The sequence below is a fragment of the Pseudomonas entomophila genome (assembly GCF_023277925.1).
Lineage (GTDB): Bacteria > Pseudomonadota > Gammaproteobacteria > Pseudomonadales > Pseudomonadaceae > Aquipseudomonas > Aquipseudomonas entomophila_D.
Genome location: NZ_CP063832.1, coordinates 61,205 through 83,363 on the forward strand (window position 1 = coordinate 61,205; position 22,159 = coordinate 83,363).

At 63.9% G+C, this 22,159-nt stretch carries 23 protein-coding genes and 1 riboswitch; of the genes, 21 read left to right on the forward strand and 2 right to left on the reverse strand.

From position 1 onward, the window contains the following. Window positions 1-6: 6 nt before the first annotated feature. The 5 genes from IM733_RS00280 (at window position 7) to IM733_RS00300 (ending at window position 6,263) form a co-directional block, all read left to right on the forward strand. Window positions 7-1,080, forward strand: a complete 1,074-nt coding sequence (locus IM733_RS00280) for an AI-2E family transporter (protein WP_248919041.1) — start codon at window positions 7-9, stop codon at window positions 1,078-1,080. 230 nt (window positions 1,081-1,310) lie between these two features. Beyond that, window positions 1,311-2,015, forward strand: a complete 705-nt coding sequence (hda, locus tag IM733_RS00285; protein WP_133331767.1) for a DnaA regulatory inactivator Hda — start codon at window positions 1,311-1,313, stop codon at window positions 2,013-2,015. A 126-nt stretch (window positions 2,016-2,141) separates the two neighbouring features. Next, the gene (locus tag IM733_RS00290) at window positions 2,142-2,777 is read left to right on the forward strand and encodes a C40 family peptidase (protein ID WP_248919042.1); all 636 of its coding nucleotides are present in this window, start codon (window positions 2,142-2,144) and stop codon (window positions 2,775-2,777) included. 145 nt (window positions 2,778-2,922) lie between these two features. Then, window positions 2,923-3,456 (forward strand): C40 family peptidase, encoded by a 534-nt coding sequence (locus IM733_RS00295; RefSeq protein ID WP_248919043.1) that lies wholly within the window; start codon window positions 2,923-2,925, stop codon window positions 3,454-3,456. A gap of 230 nt (window positions 3,457-3,686) precedes the next feature. Then, window positions 3,687-6,263: a dermonecrotic toxin domain-containing protein gene (locus IM733_RS00300; RefSeq protein WP_248919044.1), complete on the forward strand. Its 2,577-nt coding sequence runs from the start codon at window positions 3,687-3,689 to the stop codon at window positions 6,261-6,263. An 11-nt stretch (window positions 6,264-6,274) separates the two neighbouring features. Here the strand turns inward: IM733_RS00300 and IM733_RS00305 are convergent, their stop codons facing one another. Further along, entirely contained in the window at window positions 6,275-6,853 is a 579-nt protein-coding gene (locus tag IM733_RS00305) for a hypothetical protein (RefSeq protein ID WP_248919045.1), read from the reverse strand. 151 nt (window positions 6,854-7,004) lie between these two features. After that, a riboswitch (cobalamin riboswitch) is annotated at window positions 7,005-7,224 on the forward strand. A 111-nt stretch (window positions 7,225-7,335) separates the two neighbouring features. Here IM733_RS00305 and cobO point away from each other — a divergent pair. From cobO to IM733_RS00375, 15 genes are all read left to right on the forward strand, one after another. Next, complete coding sequence (gene cobO, locus IM733_RS00310; protein WP_248919046.1) at window positions 7,336-7,947, forward strand: cob(I)yrinic acid a,c-diamide adenosyltransferase; 612 nt, start codon at window positions 7,336-7,338, stop codon at window positions 7,945-7,947. Further along, on the forward strand, window positions 7,944-9,239 hold the full coding sequence (locus IM733_RS00315) for a cobyrinate a,c-diamide synthase (protein ID WP_248919047.1): 1,296 nt from the start codon (window positions 7,944-7,946) through the stop codon (window positions 9,237-9,239). The genes cobO and IM733_RS00315 overlap by 4 nt, the downstream gene beginning before the upstream one ends. Beyond that, window positions 9,236-9,886 (forward strand): 5,6-dimethylbenzimidazole synthase, encoded by a 651-nt coding sequence (gene bluB / locus IM733_RS00320; protein ID WP_248919048.1) that lies wholly within the window; start codon window positions 9,236-9,238, stop codon window positions 9,884-9,886. The genes IM733_RS00315 and bluB overlap by 4 nt, the downstream gene beginning before the upstream one ends. Continuing rightward, window positions 9,883-10,791 carry an adenosylcobinamide-phosphate synthase CbiB gene (gene cbiB / locus IM733_RS00325; RefSeq protein ID WP_248919049.1) on the forward strand — a complete coding sequence of 303 codons (909 nt, stop codon included), beginning with the start codon at window positions 9,883-9,885 and terminating at the stop codon, window positions 10,789-10,791. The genes bluB and cbiB overlap by 4 nt, the downstream gene beginning before the upstream one ends. Beyond that, window positions 10,784-11,776 (forward strand): threonine-phosphate decarboxylase CobD, encoded by a 993-nt coding sequence (gene cobD / locus IM733_RS00330; RefSeq protein ID WP_248919050.1) that lies wholly within the window; start codon window positions 10,784-10,786, stop codon window positions 11,774-11,776. Before cbiB ends, cobD begins: the two co-directional genes overlap by 8 nt. Then, entirely contained in the window at window positions 11,773-13,236 is a 1,464-nt protein-coding gene (locus IM733_RS00335; RefSeq protein ID WP_248919051.1) for a cobyric acid synthase, read from the forward strand. Before cobD ends, IM733_RS00335 begins: the two co-directional genes overlap by 4 nt. Beyond that, entirely contained in the window at window positions 13,229-13,750 is a 522-nt protein-coding gene (gene cobU, locus IM733_RS00340; RefSeq protein ID WP_248919052.1) for a bifunctional adenosylcobinamide kinase/adenosylcobinamide-phosphate guanylyltransferase, read from the forward strand. The genes IM733_RS00335 and cobU overlap by 8 nt, the downstream gene beginning before the upstream one ends. Then, complete coding sequence (gene cobT, locus IM733_RS00345) at window positions 13,747-14,802, forward strand: nicotinate-nucleotide--dimethylbenzimidazole phosphoribosyltransferase (RefSeq protein WP_248919053.1); 1,056 nt, start codon at window positions 13,747-13,749, stop codon at window positions 14,800-14,802. The genes cobU and cobT overlap by 4 nt, the downstream gene beginning before the upstream one ends. Continuing rightward, window positions 14,799-15,365: a histidine phosphatase family protein gene (locus tag IM733_RS00350; protein WP_248919054.1), complete on the forward strand. Its 567-nt coding sequence runs from the start codon at window positions 14,799-14,801 to the stop codon at window positions 15,363-15,365. The genes cobT and IM733_RS00350 overlap by 4 nt, the downstream gene beginning before the upstream one ends. Before the next feature lies 1 nt (window position 15,366). Continuing rightward, window positions 15,367-16,101 carry an adenosylcobinamide-GDP ribazoletransferase gene (locus tag IM733_RS00355; protein WP_248919055.1) on the forward strand — a complete coding sequence of 245 codons (735 nt, stop codon included), beginning with the start codon at window positions 15,367-15,369 and terminating at the stop codon, window positions 16,099-16,101. Between the two features lie 176 nt (window positions 16,102-16,277). Then, window positions 16,278-17,456: a glycoside hydrolase family 5 protein gene (locus IM733_RS00360; RefSeq protein ID WP_248919056.1), complete on the forward strand. Its 1,179-nt coding sequence runs from the start codon at window positions 16,278-16,280 to the stop codon at window positions 17,454-17,456. Between the two features lie 54 nt (window positions 17,457-17,510). Next, window positions 17,511-17,915 carry a MarR family winged helix-turn-helix transcriptional regulator gene (locus IM733_RS00365; RefSeq protein WP_248919057.1) on the forward strand — a complete coding sequence of 135 codons (405 nt, stop codon included), beginning with the start codon at window positions 17,511-17,513 and terminating at the stop codon, window positions 17,913-17,915. Window positions 17,916-17,979: 64 nt separating this feature from the next. After that, window positions 17,980-19,182, forward strand: a complete 1,203-nt coding sequence (locus IM733_RS00370; RefSeq protein ID WP_011532683.1) for an MFS transporter — start codon at window positions 17,980-17,982, stop codon at window positions 19,180-19,182. Further along, window positions 19,179-19,301, forward strand: a complete 123-nt coding sequence (locus IM733_RS25510; RefSeq protein WP_011532684.1) for a hypothetical protein — start codon at window positions 19,179-19,181, stop codon at window positions 19,299-19,301. Before IM733_RS00370 ends, IM733_RS25510 begins: the two co-directional genes overlap by 4 nt. A gap of 46 nt (window positions 19,302-19,347) precedes the next feature. Then, a complete protein-coding gene (locus IM733_RS00375) occupies window positions 19,348-19,899 on the forward strand; it encodes a glutathione peroxidase (RefSeq protein WP_248919058.1) in 552 nt (183 codons plus the stop codon). 933 nt (window positions 19,900-20,832) lie between these two features. Here the strand turns inward: IM733_RS00375 and IM733_RS00380 are convergent. After that, a complete protein-coding gene (locus IM733_RS00380) occupies window positions 20,833-21,093 on the reverse strand; it encodes a DUF2798 domain-containing protein (protein WP_248919059.1) in 261 nt (86 codons plus the stop codon). A 116-nt stretch (window positions 21,094-21,209) separates the two neighbouring features. Here IM733_RS00380 and IM733_RS00385 point away from each other — a divergent pair, with 116 nt between their 5' ends. Next, window positions 21,210-22,142: a LysR family transcriptional regulator gene (locus IM733_RS00385; protein WP_248919060.1), complete on the forward strand. Its 933-nt coding sequence runs from the start codon at window positions 21,210-21,212 to the stop codon at window positions 22,140-22,142. The last annotated feature ends 17 nt before the right edge of the window (window positions 22,143-22,159 follow it).

Genomic DNA, 22,159 nt, shown 5'->3' on the forward strand with positions numbered 1-22,159 from the left:
ACCTGCATGATCGAACTGCGTCGCTGGATCTGGCTGGGCGCTGCCCTGCTGATCGCTGTGTTGCTGTATTTGCTGCACAACATTCTTTCACCGTTCCTGGTGGGCATTCTTCTCGCCTACCTGGCGGATCCACTGGTCGACCGCCTGGAGCGGGCAGGGCTGTCGCGAACCTGGGGCGTGGTGGTGGTGTTCAGCCTGTTCACCCTGATTTTCCTGGCCCTGTTGCTGGTGTTGATCCCCATGTTGGCCAAGCAGTTGCTGCGTTTGTACGAACTGGCGCCACAGATGCTCGACTGGCTGCAGCACGTGGCCTTGCCTTGGGCGCAGAGCCGGCTGGGCCTGGCCGACGGTTTCTGGAAGTTCGACAAGATCAAGGCCGCCATCGGCGAGCACATGGGCCAGACCACCGATATCGTCGGTGTGCTGCTGTCCCAGGCCACCGCCTCCAGCCTGGCGCTGATCGGTTGGCTGGCCAACCTGGTGCTGATCCCGGTGGTGGGCTTCTATCTGCTGCGTGACTGGGACCTGATGATGGCCAAGCTACGCAGTTTGCTGCCGCGTCAGCGCGAGCCGCAGGTGGTGGGGCTGGCAGGAGAGTGCCATGAAGTGCTCGGGGCATTCGTGCGTGGCCAACTGCTGGTGATGCTCGCCCTGGGCGTCATCTATTCCACTGGCCTGATGCTGGTGGGCCTGGAGCTTGGGCTGCTGATCGGCATGCTGGCAGGGCTGGCGGCGATCGTGCCGTACATGGGCTTCATTATCGGAATTGGCGCGGCGCTGGTGGCCGGATTATTCCAGTTCGGTGGCGAGCTGTACCCTATGCTGGGCATCGTTGCGGTGTTCATGGTCGGGCAGGCGCTCGAAGGCATGGTACTGACGCCGCTGCTGGTGGGGGATCGCATCGGCCTGCACCCGGTGGCGGTGATCTTCGCCATCCTGGCCGGTGGCGAGCTGTTCGGCTTCACTGGCGTACTGTTGGCCCTGCCGGTGGCGGCGGTGATCATGGTGCTGCTGCGGCATGTGCATGACCTGTACAAGGAGTCGGACATGTATGCCGGGGAGATTGACCCGGACCTTTAGCGATTGTTCGCCGGTAAGCCGGCTCCGATGGGGAGCGCACCGCGTGCGAACTATGGGAGCCGGCTTGCCAGTGATGGGCTGGCGGGCGGCTCCAGGCGGGTTGAAATCATGCAACTTCTTGATTTTCCATGCGCTATTCCCCTCGCCGATTGTGCCGCCCGCGTTGCGGGTATAGACTTTGCACACTGTTCACCAAAGGCCCCCTGCGGTCCCCGCGACCGCCCGCGAGCATGAAACCGATCCAGTTGCCCCTGGGTGTGCGTCTGCGCGATGACGCCACCTTCATCAACTACTACCCGGGCGCCAATGCCGCGGCATTGGGCTACGTCGAGCGGTTGTGCGAAGCCGACGCCGGCTGGACCGAGAGCCTCATCTATCTGTGGGGCAAGCAAGGCGTTGGTCGTACCCACCTGCTGCAGGCCGCCACCCACCGTTTCCAGCAGTTGGGCGAGCCCGCTGTCTATCTGCCGCTCGCGCAATTGCTCGACCGTGGCGTCGAGCTGCTCGACCATCTTGAGCAGTACGAACTGGTGTGCATCGACGACCTGCATGTGATCGCGGGCAAGGCGGACTGGGAAGAGGCCATGTTCCACCTGTTCAACCGCTTGCGTGACAGCGGTCGACGCCTGCTGCTGGCCGCGTCCAGTTCGCCTCGCGAACTGCCGATCAAGCTGGCGGACCTCAAGTCCCGGCTCACCCTCGCGCTGATTTTCCAGATGCGCGGCATGTCCGATGAAGACAAACTGCGCGCCTTGCAGTTGCGCGCCTCGCGCCGCGGCCTGCACCTGACCGACGAGGTCGGCCACTTCATCCTGACCCGCGGTACGCGCAGCATGAGCGCCCTGTTCGACTTGCTCGAGCGCCTCGACCAGGCTTCGCTGCAAGCCCAGCGCAAGCTGACGATCCCGTTCCTCAAGGAAACCCTGGGCTGGTAAGCCCTTCAAACAGGGGCTTGCAGCTTCGAATCAGAAAAGTCACATGTTTTTCGATAAAATTTGCAAATGGTCCCGATAGAAGGCATAGTTTCCCCCTTCTAAAGGATTACAGACACGGTCGTGCCCATGCTAAAGCGCTTCGCACCCCTCGTGCCACTTGCACTTGTGACCCTGTTGTTCGGTTGCGCCTCCCAAGGCCCGGTTTCGCAGCAGCAGGATCAACATCACATCACCGCCCAGTCGATCAGTTCGAAGGCCTCCGCTTCTTCCGTATTCGGTGAGGAAGAACTGGCAACCGAAGAAGACATGGGCGCATTCTCCAGCAATGGCAAGCCCTACCAGTTGCCTGTGCTGGCCGACAGCATTCTCGAGCGCGGCATGTCGTTGATCGGCACCCGCTACCGCTTTGGCGGCACTTCGGAGCAGTCGGGTTTTGATTGCAGCGGTTTCATTGGCTATCTCTTCCGCGAGGAAGCGGGTATGAACCTGCCGCGCTCGACCCGCGAGATGATCAACGTCGACGCCCCCAAGGTGGCTCGCAACAAGCTCAAGCCAGGCGACCTGCTGTTCTTCAGCACCAACGGCCGTGGCCGTGTGAGCCATGCCGGCATCTACTTGGGTGACAACCAGTTCATCCACTCCAGCAGCCGCCGCAGCGGTGGCGTGCGTATCGACAGCCTGGGCGATCGCTACTGGAGCAAGACCTTCATCGAGGCCAAGCGCGCGCTCGCCATGGCGCCGACCACGATCTCGCGCAATTGATTTGATATCAAAATGCTGTACTCTCGCACGGCGGCGGAGCTGAAAAGCTCGCCGCCGTGCGCATTTATAGAAAGCGTCTAATCTAAATTCTCAACTCTTTTTACCTTCGGTCACGGCCGGAGGGTTCTGACAGGACGTTCACATCATGGCGATGTTGGCGCGCTTCGCACTGCTTTCCTTCCTGGCCCTGCTCGCGGCCTGTTCCAGCCGTGCGCCGGGTCCAGCGCCCATGGCCAAGCCTCCCGTGGTGTTCAATCAGTCGGCCTCGTCGCCAGCGGCGGAGGATGTATTGTTCCGGGCCATCGGCCTGGTGGGCACGCCCTACCGCTGGGGCGGCAATACACCGGATTCCGGATTTGATTGCAGTGGGTTGATCGGCTATGTCTACCGTGATGCGGCGGGGGTCAGCCTGCCGCGCTCGACCCGCGAGATGATTGTCATGCGCGCGCCAAACGTCGACATCAACGCGCTGCAGTCCGGGGACCTGGTGTTCTTCGCCACCAGTGGCGGCTCGCAGGTCAGCCATGCCGGCATCTATGTCGGTGAGGGGCGTTTCGTGCACGCGCCTTCGACTGGTGGGACCGTGCGCTTGGACTACCTCTCCAGCCGTTACTGGGCCAAGGCCTACCTGCAAGCCAAGCGGGTACTGCCGCCAGGGCATCTGGCCCAGAACCCCTGATAGCCGAAACCGAGCCAGTAGGGGCGACTTCTGCCGCGATGAAGTATCGCGGTGTCTGGTCCCCTTTTACGGGGGGGGCGCGGCTAAAGCGCTCCTACACAGGTTGTGTCAGGTCAATGGATTGAGTTTCGCTCCATGGGAGCGGCTCAATCCATACAAACATCTACCGCTTGTTTTGCTGCTCATGTGGCCAGGATGTCCGTTCGATAACGACATCCCGGGAGTGGGCCATGAGCACTATCAAAGACCGAGTGGAGCGTAGCTTCGACGCATTGGAAGCAGGGCGACCGCTGGTTCGTCTGGTGGATGAGATCATCCGCGAGTACCCCGATCCCTATGTGCTGGCTACCCGGCATGCGCAGCGCATCGTGCTCAAGCACACGGGCAAGGCGATCGATCCGCGTTTCATCTGGTGGCACCAGTTCGCATCGGCCAGCACCAGCCATCTCAGCTTCACCGGCTGGCAGCACAGCGGCCCGCCGGTGAAATCGTTGCGGCTGGTCGAGTTGGTGATCAAGCGTTTCGATGTCAGGTTTCAGGAGGCGCCGGATGAGCTTGACTTGTATGGCGGTTTCTATCGCCAAGGGCGGCAAGCCAGTTATTTCGACGAGCGTAACGAAGTGGCCATGCTTGGCAGCAAAGTCCAGGAGGACCTGTGGGCGTTGGACTTCGCGGTGGCCTACCGCACCGAAATCACCCGTTTCTGGAGGAAGTACGCGCAACATTTTCGCGTGCTGGCCAAGGTCAACCTGTTAGGGCAGGCGGTGCTGGCAGCCCGTGATGCTCGAATCAGCCGAGGTGATTGGGTGCAATTGCGGGCGATGGTTGCCGATGGCCTGGTCGACGGCACCTTTCCGACACTGGATAAGCTTCGCCAGGACAGTTCAGCAAGCCCATTACCGGTCAGCCGCTACATGCTGGACAAGGGTGACCGAGGTTGTCTCTACTGTTTTGCGTTAACCGGTGATCGGGTACTCCTGTATCGACCATGGGCCACTGAAGTGTTCAAGAGCTTTGCGTCCGAGCTGGCCTTGGCGCAGTGGCTGCGAACGCAACTGCAAGATGCCGACACCCTGGCCAGCTATGTCAAGGCAGCCCATACCGATGCCCGAGACCCTTCCCGTGCCCATTCGGTCAAGACTCACCTGCGAAGCATCGCCAACAGCGACTCCGGGCAGGCCGCGCTGGTCCTGCTCGACGACCTCAAAAGGCCAATCAACGCAGACATCTTCACCTACCTGACCAACCAGGCCACCACCGAGATGAACGACAACGCCACGGCGATTTTGGGCAACGCCGAATTGCGCAAGGCGATGTGGAGCGGCTATCTCTCAGCGTTCCTCAAGGTCTTTGGCGGCTTCGCCCCTATCGGGTGGCCAATGACGCTGATGCTGCTGGGGGCTAGCCTGGGTAAGTTGGGGCTGGATATCGACGCGGCCCTGCATACCATGGACGAGCAGACTCGCAAGAGCGCGTTGCGCGATGCCATGCTCGATAGTCTGTTCGCCGCCTTGAACATGACCGACCTGGGGTTCCAGTCGAGCTTTGCCTCGTTGGCCTACGAGGCGCCGGCCAACGAGGTGGATGCCAACCTGAGCCAATGGGAGGTGTCCAGCGCTGCCACGCAAACGCTAGATGGGCGTGAGAGTAACCTGGTCATCAATGGTGAGCTGGTCAGCGCCGGGCGCCTGCGGGGCATCCGAATCGGCTCTGATGGCAGTTGCTGGATAGCCTTGCATGGTTTGTCGTACCGGGTTCGCTACAACTATGGCTTGCAGGTCTGGCAGATTGTGCCGACACATAATCCATTTGCCTTCGGTCCCTTGTATCCGGTACGCCTGAGCGAATCGGGCGAGTGGGAACTGCTGGTGCCGCCAGGGCTGCTCGGTGGCGCGCCACCGGAAGTGGAAGGTATGCCCAGCACCACGTCGCAGTTCTGGAATCGTCATCTTGCCACCGACGTGGCACGCAGCGGAAAGTCTTCCGCCGCAGCGTTGCACCGTCAGAAAGCGTTGCTGCAGTCCAGCCAGATTCCGCAACTGACTCGTGACCAGGTGCCCGATGTGGACGCGCACGGCCTGGACTGCATACTTGTCGATGGCGTGGCGTATTACTCGTATCGCTATGATCGGGAGTACTTCAATTCCTTGATCGAGTACTACACCAGCGACGAGTCGAAGGTTAACGATGTGTTCCGTTCTGGCACATATCGCTACGATGACGAGGATATCTACATCCGCGAACTTGCCGATAACCTCGACGAGCTGCCACGCAGCAACGAGGTGAGCTTGTATCGAGGCGGGCACAGCTCACGGGGTACCAGTGGCGAAAACTATCGAAACGGACGGTTGCGTGTCGGTGATGTGCTGGTCAATACCGACCTGACCTCGTTTACCGAAAACCCTTACAAGGTGGCGGAATTCGCTTCTCGACCTTCCGTAAACGCGCCGGGCAATCTGCCGGGTGTGTTCGACGACAGCTCAGTGGTGTTCGAGTTGCCAGCCAATCACTACCAGGGGGGCACGCCGATCAGCGCGTTTTCCCTCTATTGGGATGAGGGCGAGACACTGTTTCTGCCAGGCCACTATTTCCGGATCGACCATCTGGAGCAGGTCTATGGTGAGCATTACCGTTTCATACATGTCACGCTCCGCCAGGTCCCCAAGCCAACTTCGGGGTCGGTCTACGATCTGCGTACAGGCCTGCTGTTTGACCGTGACGCCTACAAGGCACGCTTCAAGACGGCGGCGCTGGTGGAGCGTTTCTTCCCTGCCGACACGCAGGTTGTCACCACCGGCGCCAACTGAGGTGGCGATTCTCAGGCCTGTTTGAGCAGTAACGCTACCCCTGGGAAGTACTGCCCCAGCTCGTTGTGCAGCTTGCGATAGGCATAAGGGAAGTACCAGGCCAGGGCGCAGGCCGTGTGCTTCTGCAGGTCGTCTACCAGGTCTTGCAGTTCCTCGGGGCTGGCGTGCTGGCCGGCCTTCCAGGGGGTGACGAATAGCGCGCCGGCCTTGAGCTGGCTGGCATAGGCAATCGGCTTGGCCAGGGTGGCGGTCTCCTGCAGGGCCGCCGCCAGGTCCAGGCGGGCGATGCGTGGCCAGCGCTGGCTGGCGCGCAGGTGCACGGTCGCTTCGGCGCTGCTGATCGACAGGTCGCAGCGCCCCTCGCGTTCACCCTCGTCGCGCTGTTTCTTGCTCGCGTATTGTTCCAGCGTCACCAGCTCGCCTTGCCAGGCAGCCGCCGCAAGCACGCCGACGTTGGCGGCCGCGCCATGCCAGTAGGGCGCTTCGTTGTCACCCTGGATCTGGTTGAAGCGATCGATGCAGTCGACCCAGCGCTCGAGGGCCGGGCGCAGGAACTCCAGGCTCGGGTTGTTGATGATCAGGCCTTGCATGCTGCGCTCTCCTTGTCATTGTGATCGAGGTCAGCCGAAATGGTGGCTATGTGATATCACTGCTTTGATTGTGGCACAAGCTGGCGGATCGGCCATTGATCCAGGCCAGATCGGCCCTCGTTCGATTGACGCTCCCGGTGCAACCCTCTAACCTTCGCGGCGTGTTTCAGGTGCCCTGCGAATCTATGTTCGGCAGGGTGAAACTGGGAAGCCGGTGGGCGCCAGCAAGGTGCGATTCCGGCGCTGCCCCCGCAACGGTAGATGAGTCGACGGCTGCGCATGGCCACTGGATTTCGCGATCCGGGAAGGCGCGTGGCCTGGGCATGGCCCCACTCATGAGCCCGGAGACCGGCCTGTCACTGCCAACGGCATCACGGAGGGTGATGCGCGGTGCGATGTGGCCTGCGCCACGGTCCCTGCGTGTTCTCCGTCTGCCCGCCTATTACCTGTCACCCGCCGGTGGCAGCCTGCGGAGAACCCTGATGAGCGAATCCACCGACCGCGACGAACGCCACCTGGCGCGCATGCAGCGCAAGAAGGCGATCATCGACGAACGCATCGCCAATTCCCCCAACGAGTGTGGCCTGCTGCTGGTGCTGACCGGCAATGGCAAGGGCAAAAGCAGCTCGGCCTTCGGCATGCTCGCCCGCGCGTTGGGGCATGGCATGCACTGCGGCGTGGTGCAGTTCATCAAGGGCCGCAACAGCACTGGCGAAGAGTTGTTCTTCCGGCGTTTTCCCGAGCAGGTGCGCTATCACGTGATGGGCGAGGGGTTCACTTGGGAGACCCAGGACCGTCAGCGCGACATCGCCGCCGCCGAGGCCGCCTGGGCCGTGTCGCGCCAGTTGCTGCAGGACCCGTCGATCCAGTTCGTCGTGCTCGATGAGCTGAACATCGCCCTCAAGCACGGCTACCTCGACCTCGACCAGGTGCTTTCGGACATCCAGGCCCGTCCGCCGATGCAACATGTAATCGTCACTGGCCGTGCAGCCAAGCCCGAGATGATCGAGCTGGCTGACACCGTGACCGAGATGGGCATGCTCAAGCATGCGTTCCAGGCCGGTATCCGCGCGCAGAAGGGCGTTGAACTGTGAGTGACGCTCGCCATTGCCCGGCGGTACTCATTGCCGCCCCGGCCTCCGGCCAGGGCAAGACCACGGTCACCGCTGCCCTGGCCCGCCTGCACCGTAACCTCGGGCGCAAGGTGCGGGTGTTCAAGTGTGGGCCGGATTTCCTCGACCCGATGATTCTCGAGCGCGCCAGCGGTGCGCCGGTCTACCAGCTGGACCTGTGGATGATCGGTGCAGAGGAGAGCCGCCGCCTGCTGTGGGAGGCGGCGGGCGTAGCCGACCTGATCCTGATCGAGGGGGTAATGGGGCTGTTCGACGGCACACCGTCGAGCGCCGACCTGGCGCGCCATTTTGGCGTGCCGGTGCTGGCGGTGATCGATGGCACGGCCATGGCTCAGACCTTTGGCGCCCTGGCCCTGGGCCTGGCGCGCTACCAGCCCGACCTGCCGTTCGCCGGCGTGCTGGCCAACCGGGTCGGCAGCCTGCGCCATGCGCAGTTGCTCGAAGGCAGCCTGACCGAGGGGTTGCGCTGGTACGGCGGGCTGTCCCGCGAGCGTGGCATCGAGTTGCCCAGCCGGCATCTCGGGTTGGTGCAGGCAAGTGAATTGAATGATCTGGATGCGCGTCTGGATGCCGCCGCCGAGGCACTGGCAGCCAGTTGCGATGCGGCCCTGCCGCCGCCGGTGACGTTTGCCGCGCCGGAACGCTGCGACACCGGGACTTCGTTGGCCGGTGTGCGTATCGGCGTGGCTCGCGACGAAGCCTTCGCCTTTACCTATGGCGCCAACCTTGAGCTACTGCGCAATCTCGGTGCACGGATCGAACTCTTCTCGCCGCTGCATGACCGTGAGCTGCCGGTGATCGACAGCCTGTACCTGCCAGGCGGCTACCCGGAGCTGCATCATCATGCCCTGGCGGCCAATGCGCCAATGCTCGAGGCGATCCGCAACCACCATGCCCAAGGCAAGCCCCTGTTGGCCGAGTGCGGTGGCATGCTTTACTTGCTCGATGCGCTGACCGACGTGGCTGGCGAGCGTGCCGCGCTGCTCGGCCTGCTGCCGGGCGAGGCGACCATGCAGAAGCGCCTGGCAGCGCTGGCCCTGCAAGCAGTCGAGCTGCCGGAAGGCACCCTGCGCGGTCATACCTACCACCACTCGCTGACCGAGACGGTGCTCGAGCCGATTGCCCGAGGCCTGAGCCCCAATGGTGGGCGCGGCAACGAAGCGGTCTACCGTCTGGGCCGGCTGACTGCGTCCTACGTGCATTTCTACTTCCCCTCCAACCCCGACGCGGCGGCGGCGCTGCTGCGACCATGAACCAACATGCCTACAGCGAGGCCGAGCGCGCAGCCATCTACCGTGCCATCGGCGAGCGTCGCGACATGCGCCATTTCGCCGGTGGCGAAGTCGCCCCGGCATTGCTCGCCCGGCTGCTGGCTGCCGCGCACCAGGCCCCCAGTGTCGGGCTGATGCAACCGTGGCGCTTCATCCGTATCAGCCAGCGTGAGCTGCGCGCGCGCATCCAGGTGCTGGTGGAAGAGGAGCGGGTGCGTACCGCCGAGGCGCTGGGCGAGCGCACCGATGAATTCATGAAGCTCAAGGTCGAGGGCATCAGCGATTGCGCCGAGGTACTGGTAGCCGCGTTGATGGACAACCGCGAGCCGCATATCTTCGGGCGCCGCACCTTGCCCGAGATGGACCTGGCCTCGCTCGCCTGCGCCATCCAGAACCTGTGGCTGGCGGCCCGGGCCGAAGGTTTGGGCATGGGCTGGGTGTCACTGTTCGACCCGCTGGCTCTGGCTGAGCTACTGGGCATGCCTGCAGGCGCCAAGCCGGTGGCAGTGCTGTGCCTGGGGCCTGTAACCGCGTTTTATCCCGCACCGATGCTGGTGCTGGAAGACTGGGCCGAGCAACGGCCGTTGCATGAAATGCTCTACGAGAACCAATGGGGAGAGCGGCCATGAGCGTGGCCCTGCTGACTGTCGCGGGCGTGGCCCTGGATGCCTTGCTCGGCGAGCCGAAACGATGGCATCCACTGGTGGGTTTCGGCAACCTGGCCAAGAGCCTGGAGCGGCGTTTCAATGCCGCAGGCCGCGGTTGGCGCAGCCATGGCGTCAGTGCCTGGTTCCTGGCCGTGGTGCCGCTGACCTTGGTGGCGTTGATCCTGTCCTGGTTGCCCTGTATCGGCTGGATCGTCGATGTGCTGGCCCTGTACTGCGCGCTTGGCCTGCGCAGCCTGGGCGAGCATGTGCTGCCGGTGGCCCAGGCATTGCGCCAGGGTGACCTCGAAGAGGCGCGGCGGCGGGTCGGCTACCTGGTCAGCCGGGAAACCCGCGAGCTGGACGAGCCGGCAGTAGCCCGGGCGGCCACCGAATCCGTGCTGGAAAACGGTAGCGATGCTGTGTTCGCCGCGCTGTTCTGGTTCGTGATCGCCGGCGCGCCAGGTGTGGTGCTTTATCGCCTGAGCAACACCCTGGATGCCATGTGGGGTTATCGCAATGAACGCTTCGAGCGTTTCGGCTGGTGCGCGGCGCGTATCGACGATGGGCTCAACTACATACCTGCCCGGTTGGTGGCGCTAACCTACGCGCTGCTGGGCAAGACCCGGCTGGCCATGAATTGCTGGCGCCGGCAGGGGCCGCAATGGGACAGCCCCAATGCCGGCCCGGTCATGGCTGCCGGCGCGGGGGCGCTGGGTGTGGAGCTGGGTGGCCCTGCGGTTTATCACGGCCAGTTGCATGAGCGTCCACGCCTGGGTGACGGGCCGATGGCCGATGCCGACGCCATCGAGCGCGGCTGGAACCTGGTGCAGCGTGGTGTGTGGCTGTGGTTGCTGGTGATTTGCCTGGGAGGCTACTGGAATGCTTGAGCACGGTGGGCGCCTGCTGCGTGCGGTAGAACACTACGGGATCGCCCGTGAGCACTGGCTCGATCTGTCCAGCGGCATCGCGCCGTGGAGCTACCCGATCCCCGCGATCCCACAGGATGCCTGGGCGCGCTTGCCGGAAACCGAGGACGGCCTGGAACAGGCGGCGCGGCAGTACTATGGCGTGCGCCAGTTGCTGGCGGTGGCCGGCTCCCAGGCGGCTATCCAGGCGTTGCCGCATTTGCGTGTGGCGGGTCGGGTCGGTGTTCTGTCGCCGTGTTATGCCGAGCATCCGCATGCCTGGCAGCGCGCCGGGCACACGCTCGTTGAGCTGGACGAGGCCCAGCTGGAGGGCGCACTCGACAGCCTCGATGTGCTGCTGTTGGTCAACCCCAACAACCCCACTGGGCGCCGTTTCCCCCGCGATCAATTGCTGGCCTGGCACGCGCGTCTGGCCGCGCGGGGCGGCTGGTTGCTGGTCGATGAAGCGTTCATGGACAACACGCCTGAACACAGCATCGTCGACTGCGCCGAGTGCCCAGGGCTGATCGTGCTGCGCTCGTTCGGTAAGTTTTTCGGGCTCGCTGGCGTAAGGCTTGGCTTCGTGGTCGCAGAAAAATCACTGCTGCAACAGCTGGCCGACCTGCTGGGGCCCTGGACGGTCAGCGGGCCGACGCGGATGATCGGCCAGGCCTGCTTCGCCGACATCGTCGCGCATCAAGGGCAGATCGAACGTTGCGCGCGGGCCAGCCAGCGTCTGGTGGTAACGCTGCAAAACGCCGGCCTGGCGCCGAGCGGTGGCTGCGACCTGTTCCAGTACGTGCGCGGCGAACACGCCGCGCACCTGCATGATTTTCTTGCCCGGCGCGGCATCCTGGTGCGCCTGTTTGCACAACCGCCCGCCGTGCGCCTGGGGCTGCCTGCCAACGCGGCAGATGAACAACGCCTGGCACAGGCCCTGGCGGATTACCAGAAGGATTCGGCATGACCACCCTCATGGTGCAAGGCACCACTTCCGATGCCGGCAAGAGCACATTGGTCACCGCCCTGTGTCGCTGGCTGCTGCGCCAGGGCGTCGCCGTGGTGCCGTTCAAGCCGCAGAACATGGCGCTCAACAGCGCAGTCACCGCCGACGGCGGCGAGATTGGCCGGGCCCAGGCGGTGCAGGCCCAGGCCTGCCGGCTGGCAGCGCACACCGACATGAACCCGGTGCTGCTCAAGCCCAACAGCGATACTGGCGCCCAGGTGATCGTGCATGGGCGTGCGGTCACCAGCATGAACGCCGTGGCCTATCACGACTACAAGGTCATTGCCATGCAGGCGGTACTGGCCTCCCATGAGCGCCTGCGCCAGGCCTATCAGGTGGTGATGGTGGAGGGTGCCGGCTCGCCCGCCGAAATCAATCTGCGCGCCGGTGATATCGCCAACATGGGTTTCGCCGAGGCAGTCGACTGCCCGGTGATCCTGGTCGCCGACATCAACCGGGGTGGTGTGTTCGCCCACCTGGTCGGCACTTTGGAGCTGCTGTCACCGAGTGAGCAGGCGCGGGTCAAGGGCTTTGTCATCAACCGTTTTCGCGGCGACATCGCCTTGCTGCAACCGGGCCTCGACTGGTTGGAGCAGCGCACCGGCAAGCCGGTGCTGGGCGTGCTGCCCTATGTCACCGACCTGCACCTGGAGGCCGAGGATGCCATCGACGTACGCCAGGCGGTCAAAGGCGAGCGCGTGCTCAAGGTGATCGTCCCGGTGTTGCCGCGCATCAGCAATCACACCGATTTCGACCCTCTGCGCCTGCACCCGCAGGTGGACCTGCAGTTCATCGGTCCGGGCCAGCCGATCCCGCCCGCCGACCTGATCATTCTGCCCGGCTCAAAGAGCGTGCGCGCCGACCTGGCGCAATTGCGCGATCGGGGTTGGGACAGTGCCATCGCCCGGCACCTGCGTTATGGCGGCAAGGTAATCGGTATCTGCGGCGGCTTGCAGATGCTCGGCCATGAAGTGCACGACCCGCTGGGCCTGGAAGGGCCGGCGGGCTCCAGCGCCGGGCTCGGCTTGCTGGACTACAGCACCGTGCTGGACGCTGAAAAGCAGCTGCGTAATGTCGCCGGTACCCTCGACCTGGAGCAGGCGGCGGTGTCCGGCTATGAGATCCATGCGGGTGTGACCCACGGTCCGGGCCTTGAGCATCCGGCCGTCCAGTTGGACGATGGCCGCATCGATGGCGCCATCAGCGCCGACGGCCAGATCCTCGCCACCTACCTGCACGGGCTGTTCGAAGGCAGCCAGTCGTGCGCCGCGCTGCTGCGCTGGGCCGGGCTTGCGGATGCACAGACCATCGACTACGAGGCCCTGCGCGAGCACGATATCGAGCGCCTGGCCGACCTGGTGGAGCAGCACCTGGATACCGTGCGCCTACGCCAACTGTGTGGGGTGACCGCCAATGCGTAATCTGATCCTGGGCGGTGCCCGCTCCGGCAAGAGCCGCCTGGCCGAACAGTTGGCCACGGGCAGCAGCCTGCCGGTAACCTATATCGCCACCAGCGAACCCCAGGACGGTGAGATGAGCGAGCGCGTGCGCTTGCACCGTGAACGCCGCCCGGCCGACTGGGGGTTGATCGAAGAACCCCTGGCCCTGGCCGCCGTGCTGCGCGCCGAGGCGGCTGAAGGGCGCTGCCTGCTGGTGGACTGCCTCACCTTGTGGTTGACCAACCTGTTGATGCTCGAAGATGACCTGCGCATCGTCCAGGAGCGCGATGCGCTGCTCGATTGCCTGGAGCAACTGCCCGGCACGATCATCCTGGTCAGCAACGAAACCGGCCTGGGCGTGGTGCCCATGGGCGAACTGACCCGGCGCTACGTCGACCTTTCCGGCCTGCTGCACCAGGCCGTGGCCGCGCGCTGCCAGCGCGTGGTGCTCACCGTGGCCGGCCTACCTCTCATGCTCAAAGGACCTGCTCTATGACCCAGACGTGGTGGCGCGACGCCTGCCAACCCCTCGATACCGCCGCCATGGACCAGGCCCGCGCTCGTCAGCAACAGCTGACCAAACCCACCGGTTCCCTCGGCCAGCTCGAAGGCCTGGCGATTCGCCTGGCCGGTTTGCAAGGGCGGGAGCGCCCCACCTTGGGGCAGGTGGCGATCACGATATTCGCCGGTGACCATGGTGTGGTGGAGGAGGGTATCTCTGCGTATCCACAGGCCGTCACCGGGCAGATGTTGCGCAACTTCGTTTCGGGCGGCGCGGCGATCAGCGTGCTGGCACGGCAGCTGGAGGCGAGCCTGGAAGTGGTCGACCTCGGTACGGTCGACCCGTCGCTGGAGCTGCCGGGCGTGCGCCATCTGCGCCTGGGTGCGGGCACCGGCAACTTCGCCCGTCAGGCGGCAATGACCGACGCCCAGTTGGCTGGTGCCTTGCAAGCTGGCCGCGACAGCGCCCTGCGCGCGCTCGAACAGGGTGCCCAACTGTTCATCGGCGGTGAGATGGGGATTGGTAACACCACGGCCGCCGCCGCCCTGGCCTGCACGCTGATGGGGTGCCCGGCGCGTGAGTTGAGTGGGCCGGGTACCGGCCTGGATAGCGCCGGTGTGCGGCACAAGGCCGAGGTGATCGAGCGTGCCCTGGTGCTGCATGGGCTGCGTGCCGACGAGCCGCTACGTGCGTTGGGGCATGTCGGCGGTTTCGAGATCGCCGCACTGGTGGGCGCCTACCTGGCCTGTGCCCAGCACGGGCTGCCGGTACTGGTCGATGGTTTTATCTGCAGCGTCGCCGCCCTGGTGGCGGTGCGCCTCAATCCGCAGTGCCAGCCTTGGTTGCTGTTCGCCCACCAGGGTGCGGAACCTGGGCACAAGGCTTTGCTTGCCGCCCTGCAAGCCGAGCCGCTGTTGGCCCTGGGGCTGCGCCTCGGCGAGGGCAGTGGCGCTGCCCTGGCCGTGCCGCTGATTCGCCTGGCCTGTGCCCTGCACGGGCAGATGGCAACCTTCGCCGAAGCCGCGGTGGCGGATCGCCCGGCATGATCCTCGACCTGCTGCGCCACGGCGAGACGGCGCTCGGCGGTGGCCTGCGCGGCAGCCTGGACGATGCCCTGACACCGCTTGGCTGGACGCAGATGCGCCAGGCGGTGGCCGAGGCCGGCCCTTGGGATGTGCTGGTCAGCTCGCCGCTGCAACGTTGCGGGTTGTTCGCTGACGAACTGGGCGCACGCCTGGGGCTGGCGGTGCAGCGCGAGGCGGATGTGCGCGAACTGCATTTTGGTGAGTGGGAAGGGCGCAGTGCGGCGCAGATCATGCAAACCGAAGCCGATGCCCTTGGCCTGTTCTGGAATGACCCCTATGCCTTCACGCCGCCCGGCGGCGAGGCGGTGCTGGCATTTGCCACACGGGTACACGCGGCAGTCGCCAGGCTGGCGTGCCAGCACACGGGCAAGCGTGTGTTGCTGGTCACCCACGGTGGTGTGATGCGGCTGCTGTTGGCACAGGCCCGTGGTTTGCCACGGGAGCAGTTGCTGCACGTCGAAGTCGGGCATGGTGCGTTGAAACGGCTGGTCTGCGAAGGCGACCAGTTGCGCGAGTTGGGTTGAGATGCTGCCGTTCTGGATCGCCTTGCAGTTTCTCAGCAGCTTGCCGGTACGCCTGCCGGGCATGCCGACACCGAACGAGATGGGGCGCTCGCTGTTGTTCTATCCCGTGGTCGGGCTGCTATTCGGCCTGCTGCTGTGGCTGGCCAGCCATCTGCTTCAAGGGGCGCCGGCGCCGCTGCATGCGGCGTTGCTGTTGGCGCTGTGGGTGCTGCTCAGTGGCGCCTTGCACCTGGATGGCTTGGCCGACAGCGCCGATGCCTGGCTGGGCGGATTCGGTGATCGCGAGCGCACCTTGCAGATCATGAAGGATCCGCGCAGCGGGCCGATTGCCGTGGTCACCCTGGTGCTGGTGCTGTTGCTGAAATTCTGTGCGCTATGGGTGCTGGTCGAGTGTGGCACCGCTGGCTGGCTGGTGCTGGCGCCCGTGGTCGGGCGGGCGGCGATGCTCGGGCTGTTCATCACCACGCCCTATGTCCGAGCGGGCGGCTTGGGCGCTGCCCTGGCCGAACATCTGCCGCGCAAGGCCGCAGGTTGGGTTTTGCTCGGGAGCGTGCTGGCTTGCAGCGTACTGGGGGGCTTGCCTGTGCTTTGGATGCTGCTGCTGTCGCTTGGGGTATTCCTCTGGTTGCGGCGGTTGATGTGTGTTCGGTTGGGGGGGGGCACCGGCGATACGGCAGGCGCGATGGTGGAGCTGCTGGAGCTGGCGGTGGTGGTTGGGCTGGCTTTGATGGTTTGATTGTTCCGGCCCTTTCGCCGGTCAGCCGGCGCCCACTGGGCGGGGAGTGCCTGGCGTCGTGCTCACGTAGGAGCCGGCTTGCCGGTGGAAGGGAAGTTGCCTGCTGACGCTTCGGAGGCTTGCACGGGAAACCTGACGTATCCTCGAACGCCTCTTCTTTTTGCCAGGAGCACTGCATGCGCCACTGGATCTTCGTCTGCCTGCTGACCTTTGCGGCCTCCCCACTCAATGCCGCCGATCTCATCGGCTTCTGGAACACGCCACGCCACGGCGGCAACAGCTTCAACCGCCTGCCCCCGGAGCAAGCCTATTTCAACGCGCTCGATGGATACGGCGCCAGCTGGGTGCGGCTCTCCTACGACAAGTGGCACCCGGCGCGCCGCGACTTTCTGCTCGGCGATGCCGACGATTACAAGGGGCTGGTCGAGGCCGACCTGAAGCAACTGCTCGCTGTGCTCGACCGCGCCCATGCAGCCGGCCTCAAGGTTGTGATCACGCCACTGTCGTTGCCCGGCATGCGCTGGGCGCAGAACAACCAGGGCCGGTTCGACGATCGCCTGTGGCAGGAGAAGCGCTACTGGGAGCAGTCGGCTCGCTTCTGGCGTGACCTGGCCCGGGCACTGAAAGACCATCCAGCCATCGCCGCCTACAACCTGATCAACGAACCGGCTCCGGAAAAGCAGGGTGGCCTGGCCGAGCATGCCGATCCTGGGCAGATGAAACGGTGGTATGCCCAGCAGAAGGGCAGCGCGCGTGACCTGCCAGCCTTGTACAGGCAACTGCTGGCGGCTGTTCGTGAAGTCGACAGCGAAACACCGGTGATGCTCGATGCTGGCTGGTACGCCGCCGCCGATGCCTTCGGTTACTGGCCCGAAGCGCTGGACGACCCGCGCGTGCTATACAGCGTGCACATGTATGAGCCCTATGCCGCCACCAGTGCGCCGAACCTGGCCCGTGAACACCCCTACCCGTATCCCGGCCAAGTACCCTTTGCCGGCCAGGTGCAGCAGTGGGATGCGAAACGGGTCGCCGATTACCTGCGTCAGCCCCTGGCCTGGGCTGATGGAATCAAGCTGCCGCGCTCAAGGCTGGTGGTCGGTGAGTTCGGTTGCATGCGACGGCTTGCCGGTTGTCGGCAGTACCTGGAGGATGTCCTCACGGTGCTTGACCGTGAACAATTGCACTGGGCGTTCTACAGCTTCCGTGAGGACAGCTGGGATGGCATGGACTATGAGCTGGGCACGACGAAGGTACCGTGGGGCTATTGGCAGGCTGCCGAGCAGGGCACTCCTGACCCCGTTGAACGCGCGGCGACAGCGGCATTCGAACCGATTGCCCGACGTTTGCGGCCTTGAGTGTTACTTTGAAACGTCTTGCAACATCCATATCGCGGGTATATACACGTATCTATGTTGACCAGTGAATGCATCTGTACCCATCTACGTCGTGCCGCCCGCGGGGTGAGCCGCCGCTACGACGAAGCCCTTGCCGGTTTCGGCATCAACGTTGCCCAGTTTTCGCTGCTGCGACACCTGCAGCGGCTCGACCGCCCCAGTATCACCAGCCTGGCCGAGGCCATGGGGTTGGAACGCAGCACGCTTGGGCGCAACTTGCGGGTGCTGGAGGCGGACGGCCTGGTACAGCTGGCCGAAGGTGACGACCAGCGTAACCGTGTGGTCTTGCTGAGCGAGGCGGGCAGGGCGCGGCTGGAGGCCGCATGCCCGGCCTGGGAGCAGGCACAGGCACAGCTGGTCGAGCAACTGGGCGAAGGGCAGCGTGAGGTGCTGGTGCGGATGCTGGAGCACCTGGCGTGATGCGGTATGACTAAAAGCGGGTATATACCCGTATAAACCTTGCGATGTGCTGGAGAGAACGACAATGACTTCCGTGTGGCGGACCAGCGGGTGGGTGTTACTGGGGGCGGCGCTGATCCTGGCGTTGTCATTGGGTGTGCGGCATGGATTCGGCCTGTTCCTGGCGCCGATGAGCGCCGACTTCGGCTGGGGGCGGGGGGTGTTCGCTTTCGCCATCGCCTTGCAGAACCTGATCTGGGGGCTTGCGCAGCCGTTCTCCGGCGCTCTCGCCGACCGCCTTGGCGCGGCGAAGGTGGTGATCATCGGTGGCATTCTCTACGCCGCCGGGCTGTTGCTGATGGCCGTGTCCGATTCCCCCTGGTCGCTGTCGCTCAGTGCCGGCCTGCTGATCGGTATTGGCTTGTCCGGTACTTCGTTCTCGGTGATTCTCGGTGTGGTGGGGCGCGCGGTGGCACCGGAAAAGCGCAGCATGGCCATGGGCATCGCCAGTGCGGCGGGGTCGTTCGGCCAATTCGCCATGTTGCCGGGCACCCAGGGGCTGATTCAGTGGTTGGGTTGGTCGGCGGCTCTGCTGGTGCTGGGCTTACTGGTGGCGCTGATCGTACCGTTTGTCAGCCTGCTGCGTGATCGTCCGCTGCCCAGCCAAGGCGTCGAGCAGACCCTCGGCCAGGCGCTGCGTGAGGCGTGTACGCACTCCGGCTTCTGGTTGCTGGCCCTGGGTTTTTTCGTCTGTGGTTTCCAGGTGGTGTTCATCGGGGTGCACCTGCCGGCCTACCTGGTAGACCAGCACCTGGCCGCGACCACCGGTACCACGGTGCTGGCGCTGGTGGGCTTGTTCAATATCGTCGGTACCTATACGGCGGGCTGGCTTGGCGGGCGCATGTCCAAGCCGCGTCTGCTGACCGGCCTCTATCTGCTGCGTGCGGTGGTGATCGTGCTGTTCCTCTGGGCACCGGTCACTCAGTTCAGCGCCTACCTGTTCGGTATCGCCATGGGCCTGTTGTGGCTGTCCACGGTGCCGTTGACCAATGGCACCGTGGCCACGCTGTTTGGTGTGCGTAACTTGTCCATGCTGGGGGGCATCGTATTCCTGTTCCACCAGTTGGGTGCGTTCCTGGGCGGTTGGTTGGGGGGCGTGGTGTATGACCGGACTGGCAACTACGACCTGGTCTGGCAAATCTCGATCCTGCTTAGCTTGCTGGCAGCCGCTTTGAATTGGCCGGTGCGTGAGCGTCCAGTTGCGCGCTTGCAGGCCCAGGCGGTATGAACCGTTTGCTGGGGCGGGCACTGCTGGCCCTTGCCGCGTTGCTGGTGTTGGCCTTGGTCTGGTGGGGCTGGCAGAAGGGCGGGTTGGCGTTGATGCAGTTGGGCATGAGCCTGTGTTAGGCGCTACCCTGCACTGTCAGGGAATGTCTTGCAGGAGAACTAAACAATGCGTGCATGGTGGCTGACGATACCCGTGCTGGCCTGGGTGGCTGCTACTTCGAGTTGGGCGGCGGATTGCCCGGCACTGCTGCAGGGCAGCCTGCCGGAGTTGCGGGGCAAGGAGCAAATCGACTTGTGCGAGCGTTTTGCCGGCAAGCCGCTGGTGGTGATCAATACCGCCAGCTATTGCGGTTTTGCCCCGCAGTTCGAGGGGCTCGAAGCAACCTACAAGGACTACCACGGCAAGGGGCTGGAGATGCTCGGGGTGCCGTCCAACGATTTCAAGCAGGAAGATGCCGATAGCGACAAGACGGCCAAGGTCTGTTACGCCAATTATGGTGTGACGTTCACCATGACCAAGGCGCAGCCGGTGCGGGGCAAGGATGCGATTCCGTTGTTCGTCGAGCTGGCTCGGCAGAGCAGTGCGCCTAGGTGGAATTTCTACAAGTATGTGGTGGATCGGCGGGGGAAGGTGATCGGGAGTTTTTCGAGTTTGACCAAGCCGGATGATCCGGTGTTCAGGGCGGCTATCGACAAGGCGATCGCTTCGCCGCTTTGATTGTTTGGTTGTTTGGGTTTTGGGCTTTTTGAGCATATCCATTGGCGATGGAGACGCTGATTCACCTTTCCGCCCTTACGGCGGGTTACTTTGGTCGTGGCCAAAGTAACCAAAGCCGTGCGCTCCATCATACGGCCCCTACGCTACGCTTCGGGGTCCCTTCGCTCCGGCGCCTTCCGGGCCCGCGCGGCCTACGACTTGCTGCGCAAGTCTACATCTCGCGCCTTCGGCTAACGCCGAAGGGTGCTGCGCACCTGGCCCTCCAGACGCCTGCGCTCAGCCTCCTGAAGTCGCGAAGTTACGGGCGGCGCCTGGGCAGACGCAGCTGTCGCTAGTTTCCAGTTCTTGACCTTGAGTGCGTATTCGCCGGCAAAGCCGGCTCCTACCGGATGGTGTACGCCGCTCCATTGTAGGAGCCGGCTTTGCCGGCGAACCAATGGTGCAAACAATACGTCCATCCAGCATTACACAACTATCAAATTTTCTGCTCTTTGCTCTTTGCTTCTGCGAGCGCGTAGCGCCTCGCACGGCTTTTGATCTTGATGCGCGATAGTCCAGACGCCGCCTATTGCGACTTCAGGAGGCCGAGTGGAGTTCTTGCGTAGTGGGGCGACGGCCATGGATGGCCGTCGAGCGCTGCGGCCCAGGATGGGCCGTTCAGCGCGGTACCCACGGGAGCAAGAACGGAGCGAGGGGACCCCGGAGCGAAGCGCAGGGGCCGGATGATGGAGCAAGCGGCTTTGCCTACTTTGGCCAAGACCAAAGTAGGCCGCCGTAAGGGCGGAAAGGTGAATCAGCGTCACCATCGCCAATGGATATGCTCACAAACCTCCAAACCCAAACTCTGAAAGCCGAAGCCGAAGCCGAAGCCGAAGCCGAAGCCGAAGCCGAAGCCGAAGCCGAAGCCGAAGCCGAAGCCGAAGCCAATCCCCCTCAGCGCAAATCCACCGTAAACGCCACCAACCGAACCACCACCGGCCGCACCACCAGCACACAGACAAACGCCACCGGCATCGCCAACTGATAAGCCTTGAGCACACGCCCCATATAATCGCCATCGACCCCGCCGTTGGCCGCCGTGATCACAAAGCACATCAGCATCGCCATGATCGCCGACATGTAGAAGGCGAAGACATAGGGCATGGCCCCCGGCCGCAGCTTGCGCCGGCTACGTGGTGCAGACAGTTCGTTCATGGGAACCCCGTTCGATTGAGTGGAGGCGCAGGTTAGCAATGGCCGCCCGGCCCGCTGTAGACCTCGTTCGATGAGTTCTTTATAAAGAAAATCTTACGAATGCTCAGGGAACATCGATGGACCTGCTCAACGCTATCCGTAGTTTCATCAAGGTAGTCGAGGCCGGCAGCATCGCAGGTGGTGCCCGTGCGCTAGGGATCAGCCCGGCGGCGGTCAGCCAGACTCTGGCCCGGCTCGAGTCGCACCTGCAGGTCCGTCTGCTGACGCGCACCACCCGCAGCATGGCCTTGACCGCCGCAGGCAGCCTCTACTATGAGCGCGTCCGTGAGATCGATCGCGACCTCGCAAGGGCCGAACAGGCATTGAGCGCGCCCGATAGCGAACCCCAAGGGCGCCTGTGCATCGCATCGACTTCGGCTTTCGGCCGACACATATTGGCGCCCATGATCCCGGCCTTTGCCGCGCGCTATCCGCAGCTTTCAATAGAGTTGGTAACGACTGATCGCAAGGTCAACCACGCCCGAGAGGATGTCGATGTCAGCCTGCGCATCACCCCGCAGCTGGAGGATAACCTGCTGGCCCGGCACATTGCGCGGATTCCCTTCATCTGCTGCGCATCGCCCGGCTACCTGGCCAACGCTGGTTGGCCGGACAGCCCCGAGGCCTTGCGCGATCACCGATGCCTGGTATTCCGCTACCCCGTGGACGGGCGCTTCCTGCCCTGGGGCTTCGTTCGCGATGGGCTGCGCTTCGAAGCGCCCTTCGGTCCGGTGCTGATCAGCGATGACATCGATGCCCTGACCCAGATGGCCTTGAATGATGGCGGTATCACCCGCCTGGCCGAGTTCATCGTTCGCCCGCACCTGGATGCCGGTCGCTTGGTGCCGTTGTTCGAATTCAGTGCGCATGGCCAGCAGGCCTACGCCCAGACTGAACCCATGGACGTGTACCTGTGCCTGGCTGATCGCTTCGCGATGACCACCAAGGTCCGTGCGTTCATGGCGTACCTGGAACAACAGCTTGGCGATAGCTGGCGCGTGCAGGCATGAAAAAACCGCCCGAAGGC

What these genes read in the sequence shown, in the direction of transcription:
- IM733_RS00280 (WP_248919041.1), top strand. Translation starts at nt 7, where the DNA reads ATGATCGAACTGCGTCGCTGGATCTGGCTGGGCGCTGCCCTGCTGATC.
- hda (WP_133331767.1), top strand. Translation starts at nt 1,311, where the DNA reads ATGAAACCGATCCAGTTGCCCCTGGGTGTGCGTCTGCGCGATGACGCC.
- IM733_RS00290 (WP_248919042.1), top strand. Translation starts at nt 2,142, where the DNA reads ATGCTAAAGCGCTTCGCACCCCTCGTGCCACTTGCACTTGTGACCCTG.
- IM733_RS00295 (WP_248919043.1), top strand. Translation starts at nt 2,923, where the DNA reads ATGGCGATGTTGGCGCGCTTCGCACTGCTTTCCTTCCTGGCCCTGCTC.
- IM733_RS00300 (WP_248919044.1), top strand. Translation starts at nt 3,687, where the DNA reads ATGAGCACTATCAAAGACCGAGTGGAGCGTAGCTTCGACGCATTGGAA.
- IM733_RS00305 (WP_248919045.1), bottom strand. Translation starts at nt 6,853, where the DNA reads ATGCAAGGCCTGATCATCAACAACCCGAGCCTGGAGTTCCTGCGCCCG.
- cobO (WP_248919046.1), top strand. Translation starts at nt 7,336, where the DNA reads ATGAGCGAATCCACCGACCGCGACGAACGCCACCTGGCGCGCATGCAG.
- bluB (WP_248919048.1), top strand. Translation starts at nt 9,236, where the DNA reads ATGAACCAACATGCCTACAGCGAGGCCGAGCGCGCAGCCATCTACCGT.
- cbiB (WP_248919049.1), top strand. Translation starts at nt 9,883, where the DNA reads ATGAGCGTGGCCCTGCTGACTGTCGCGGGCGTGGCCCTGGATGCCTTG.
- cobD (WP_248919050.1), top strand. Translation starts at nt 10,784, where the DNA reads ATGCTTGAGCACGGTGGGCGCCTGCTGCGTGCGGTAGAACACTACGGG.
- IM733_RS00335 (WP_248919051.1), top strand. Translation starts at nt 11,773, where the DNA reads ATGACCACCCTCATGGTGCAAGGCACCACTTCCGATGCCGGCAAGAGC.
- cobU (WP_248919052.1), top strand. Translation starts at nt 13,229, where the DNA reads ATGCGTAATCTGATCCTGGGCGGTGCCCGCTCCGGCAAGAGCCGCCTG.
- cobT (WP_248919053.1), top strand. Translation starts at nt 13,747, where the DNA reads ATGACCCAGACGTGGTGGCGCGACGCCTGCCAACCCCTCGATACCGCC.
- IM733_RS00350 (WP_248919054.1), top strand. Translation starts at nt 14,799, where the DNA reads ATGATCCTCGACCTGCTGCGCCACGGCGAGACGGCGCTCGGCGGTGGC.
- IM733_RS00355 (WP_248919055.1), top strand. Translation starts at nt 15,367, where the DNA reads ATGCTGCCGTTCTGGATCGCCTTGCAGTTTCTCAGCAGCTTGCCGGTA.
- IM733_RS00360 (WP_248919056.1), top strand. Translation starts at nt 16,278, where the DNA reads ATGCGCCACTGGATCTTCGTCTGCCTGCTGACCTTTGCGGCCTCCCCA.
- IM733_RS00365 (WP_248919057.1), top strand. Translation starts at nt 17,511, where the DNA reads ATGTTGACCAGTGAATGCATCTGTACCCATCTACGTCGTGCCGCCCGC.
- IM733_RS00370 (WP_011532683.1), top strand. Translation starts at nt 17,980, where the DNA reads ATGACTTCCGTGTGGCGGACCAGCGGGTGGGTGTTACTGGGGGCGGCG.
- IM733_RS25510 (WP_011532684.1), top strand. Translation starts at nt 19,179, where the DNA reads ATGAACCGTTTGCTGGGGCGGGCACTGCTGGCCCTTGCCGCGTTGCTG.
- IM733_RS00375 (WP_248919058.1), top strand. Translation starts at nt 19,348, where the DNA reads ATGCGTGCATGGTGGCTGACGATACCCGTGCTGGCCTGGGTGGCTGCT.
- IM733_RS00380 (WP_248919059.1), bottom strand. Translation starts at nt 21,093, where the DNA reads ATGAACGAACTGTCTGCACCACGTAGCCGGCGCAAGCTGCGGCCGGGG.
- IM733_RS00385 (WP_248919060.1), top strand. Translation starts at nt 21,210, where the DNA reads ATGGACCTGCTCAACGCTATCCGTAGTTTCATCAAGGTAGTCGAGGCC.